The sequence below is a fragment of the Neisseria sp. P0022.S010 genome (assembly GCF_051956635.1).
This window is the reverse complement of sequence record NZ_JBQCXF010000277.1, coordinates 1-3,849: the sequence shown is the minus strand read 5'-3', so window position 1 is coordinate 3,849 and position 3,849 is coordinate 1. Positions and strand designations below refer to the sequence as shown.

General features: G+C 51.7%; 5 protein-coding genes. All 5 read left to right on the top strand.

Annotation, left to right across the window (positions count from 1 at the left end):
- Positions 1 to 140: 140 nt before the first annotated feature.
- The 5 genes from ACTHUT_RS15255 (at position 141) to ACTHUT_RS15235 (ending at position 3,811) form a co-directional block, all read left to right on the top strand.
- Positions 141 to 335: a hypothetical protein gene (locus tag ACTHUT_RS15255; protein WP_250600548.1), complete on the top strand. Its 195-nt coding sequence runs from the start codon at positions 141 to 143 to the stop codon at positions 333 to 335.
- A gap of 13 nt (positions 336 to 348) precedes the next feature.
- Positions 349 to 798 carry a DUF4124 domain-containing protein gene (locus tag ACTHUT_RS15250; RefSeq protein ID WP_250600550.1) on the top strand — a complete coding sequence of 150 codons (450 nt, stop codon included), beginning with the start codon at positions 349 to 351 and terminating at the stop codon, positions 796 to 798.
- 160 nt (positions 799 to 958) lie between these two features.
- Complete coding sequence (gene cysT / locus ACTHUT_RS15245) at positions 959 to 1,795, top strand: sulfate ABC transporter permease subunit CysT (RefSeq protein ID WP_250600552.1); 837 nt, start codon at positions 959 to 961, stop codon at positions 1,793 to 1,795.
- Between the two features lie 85 nt (positions 1,796 to 1,880).
- The gene (gene cysW, locus ACTHUT_RS15240) at positions 1,881 to 2,741 is read left to right on the top strand and encodes a sulfate ABC transporter permease subunit CysW (protein ID WP_049352232.1); all 861 of its coding nucleotides are present in this window, start codon (positions 1,881 to 1,883) and stop codon (positions 2,739 to 2,741) included.
- Positions 2,738 to 3,811: a sulfate/molybdate ABC transporter ATP-binding protein gene (locus ACTHUT_RS15235; protein ID WP_250600554.1), complete on the top strand. Its 1,074-nt coding sequence runs from the start codon at positions 2,738 to 2,740 to the stop codon at positions 3,809 to 3,811. The genes cysW and ACTHUT_RS15235 overlap by 4 nt, the downstream gene beginning before the upstream one ends.
- Positions 3,812 to 3,849 lie beyond the last annotated feature (38 nt).

Below are 3,849 nucleotides of genomic sequence, written 5' to 3'. Positions count from 1 at the left end.
GTAGCATATTTTTGCAAAGACCTCAGGATTGAGGCCATGGCAAATGTGTCCAATACCCGATGCAAGATGAAAACAGGCAGTGCTTCACGCAAAAACGCGTTGTAGTCAGCATTTCAGGCCGTCTGAAACGGAGAATCTATATGGAAACGCACAAAATCTATTACGCCGTGATTATTTTGGTATGTGCCGCCTCCATGCTGCTCAGCCCGTTTTTCTATATCCGCCGCACGCGCTTTAGCACTGAATTACGACGTGCACCCAGACAGTGGAAACCCATCCTCTTCGCCAACATCATCATGATTGCGGCTTTGTTTGTTTGGTGGAAATGGTTTTAAGGAAAAATAAAAAATGAACAAAATTTGGATCAGCACATTACTGCTCACTTTGACAACCGTGGTTGCCGCCGCGCCCATTTTTGAATGTACCGATTCTGCCGGCCGCAAAGTTTATACCCAAGCCGGCGGCAAAAACTGCAAAGCCAGCAATATCGGCAAACCGTCCGTATATACTTCTGCGCCTGTTTCAACAGCGACAACACCGATTTCCCCAAGCAAAACCGAGCAGGCGGAAGAAACTGTCGCCCCGGTCAATCCGGCTGATGTCGGCGCGGCCAAGCGTGCTTTAGATACCGCCAAGAAAAATTTGGAAGAAGGCAAAAAAGTGCGTTATGGCAATGAACGCAACTATGCCCGCTATCTCGATCGGATCAACGGTTTGGAAAAAGCCGTCCGCTCGGCTCAGGAAAACTATGATGCGGCGCAACACCAGCCTGCATCTCAAGATCCTGTTGCCTATTGATCCTTACCACACCAGCAAGGCCGTCTGAAATTTGATGTTCAGACGGCCTTTTCATCTTTTCAATATAACAAAATCGTCTTTATACCAAACAAAGCATTCTTTCCAGTTTTCAGACGGCCTTGTTAAAGTAAGCGTGTATTAAATTCTGACGATTGCCATTATGTTGTTACTCAAAACGCCTTCTGTATTGCCGGGTTTCAAACTCAGCCTGGGTTTGACGGTTTTGTGCCTGTCGCTTTTGGTGGTTTTGCCGTTTGCGATGATGGCGGCCAAAGCGGCGGAAATCGGCTGGAGCGGATTTTGGAACACGATTACCGAACCCAATGTCTTAGCTGCCGTCTGGCTGAGTTTGCGGATGTCGTTTTATGCGATGTTGACCAATATCGTATTCGGTACGTTGGTTGCCTGGGTATTGGTGCGCTATGAATTTCCGGGCAAAGGGTTGGTAAACGCATTGGTCGATTTGCCGTTTGCGCTGCCGACGGCGGTAACAGGCATTGCATTGGCAACCCTGTATGCGCCCAATGGCTGGATAGGCCGTTTTTTCGAGCCTTTGGGTATCAAAATCGCCTTTACGCCCATCGGTATTTGGATTGCGCTGATTGTCGTCAGCCTGCCCTTTATCGTCCGCGCCGTGCAACCGGTATTGGAAGAATTGTCAGGCGAATATGAAGAAGCGGCGGCAACTTTAGGCGCAAGCCGTTGGACTACGTTCCGCCGCGTCCTCTTGCCTGAAATCACACCGGCCCTGTTGACCGGCGCAGGCATGATGTTTGCCCGCTCTACCGGCGAATACGGCTCGGTCATTTTTATCGCGGGCAATATTCCGATGGTGTCTGAAATCCTGCCCTTGATTATTACCGGCAAACTGGAGCAATACGATGCTCAGGGTGCATCAGCCGTTGCTCTGTTTATGCTGATGATTTCGTTTGTTATCCTGCTGATTTTAAACATTATGCAATGGACTTTGAGCCGCCGCGTAGGAGCGAAAGTTTAACAAACAACAGGCCGTCTGAAACATCAAGCAAACATTTTTTCAGACGGCCTAAACGGATACAAGAATAAATAGAGACTTCACTAACATGAAAACCCATTCTACCAATCCAAACCTGAGCGAACCGCGCTGGCTGCGCGTATTGCTGACTGCTACCGCCTTGGGCTTTCTGCTGCTGATGCTGGTCGTACCGCTTATCGCCGTATTTTACGAAGCACTGAAAGGCGGTTGGGATTTGTACCTGCAATCCTTGACCGATCCCGAGGCATGGTCTGCCATCAAATTGACGCTGATTACCGCGCTGATTGTCGTTCCCGTCAATGCCGTATTGGGCGTGGCGATGGCGTGGCTGCTGACCCGTTTTGACTTTCGCGGCAAGCAGTTGCTGACCACCCTGCTCGATTTGCCGTTTTCCGTATCGCCCGTGGTGGCCGGTTTGATGTTCGTCTTATTGTTCGGCGCGCACACGGCATTGGGCGGCTGGCTGGAAGCGCAAGGCATACAGATTATCTTCGCCATCCCCGGCATTATTCTGGCGACGCTATTCGTTACCTTCCCCTTTGTCGCGCGCGAAATCATCCCGCTGATGCAGGCGCAGGGCGACAGCGAAGAACAGGCCGCGCTGATACTCGGCGCAAGCGGCTGGCAGATGTTTTGGCGCGTTACCCTGCCCAACATCAAATGGGCGCTGCTCTACGGCATCATCCTCACCAACGCCCGCGCGATGGGCGAGTTCGGCGCGGTCAGCGTGGTATCGGGACACATACGCGGCGAAACCAACACCATCCCGCTTTTGGTCGAAATCTTCTACAACGAATACAACTTCACCGGCGCATTCGCCCTCTCCGGCGTATTGGCACTTTTAGCACTGGCGACGCTGGCGGTGCAAAACATCATCACAAAATTACAAGATAAAAAACTCGCCGCCGCCGAAAGGAACGCAGCATGAGCATTACTATTCAAAATCTAAACAAACACTTCGGAGCGTTCCACGCGCTGAAAAACATCAACCTCAACGTCCCCACCGGCAAACTCGTTTCCCTGCTCGGCCCATCCGGCTGCGGCAAAACCACACTCCTGCGCATTATCGCCGGACTGGAAAACGCCGACGGCGGCCAAATTCTCTTTGACGGGCAAGACGTAACCGCCAAGCATGTGCGCGAGCGCAAAGTCGGCTTCGTGTTCCAACACTACGCCCTCTTCCGCCACATGAACGTGTTTGACAACGTTGCCTTCGGTTTGACCGTATTACCCAAGTCCGAACGCCCATCCAAAGAACAAATCCGCGCCAAAGTCGAAGAGTTGCTGAAACTCGTGCAGCTCTCCCACCTCGCCAAATCCTATCCGCACCAGCTCTCCGGCGGCCAACGCCAGCGCATCGCCCTCGCCCGCGCCCTTGCCGTCGAACCCAAACTCCTACTCCTGGACGAACCCTTCGGCGCGCTGGATGCCAAAGTGCGTAAAGAATTGCGTACCTGGCTGCGCGACATCCATCACAACCTAGGCGTAACCAGCATTCTGGTGACACACGACCAAGAAGAAGCCCTTGAAGTTTCCGACGAAATCGTCGTCATGAACCACGGCAAAATCGAACAAACCGGCAGCGCCGAAGCCATTTACCGCAAACCTGAAAACGCCTTCGTTACCGAGTTTTTAGGCGAAACCGACGCTTTTGAAGGCAGAATCGAAAAAGGCATCTGGCACTACAACGGCTTCGCGTGGAAATTGGACGCGCACTACAAATGGCAGGAGCAAACCGCCATCGGCTATATCCGCCCGCATGAATGGCAGCTTGCCGCCGAACACGAAACACCGATGATTCGTGCCAAAATTGAAAAAATCCACGCCGTCGGCGCATTGACACATATTTTGGTCAAACACGACAAACAAGACGTGCATATCACGCTGGCTGGCAGCGATGCCGCGCGTTACCAAATCGCCGAAGGCAAAGAATTGAAGCTGATTCCGAAACAGGTTTATGTCTTTTCTCAAAACGAACTGATTGAATATTCGATTTGAGACTAAATCATAAGGCCGTCTGAAGATCTGCTTTCAGA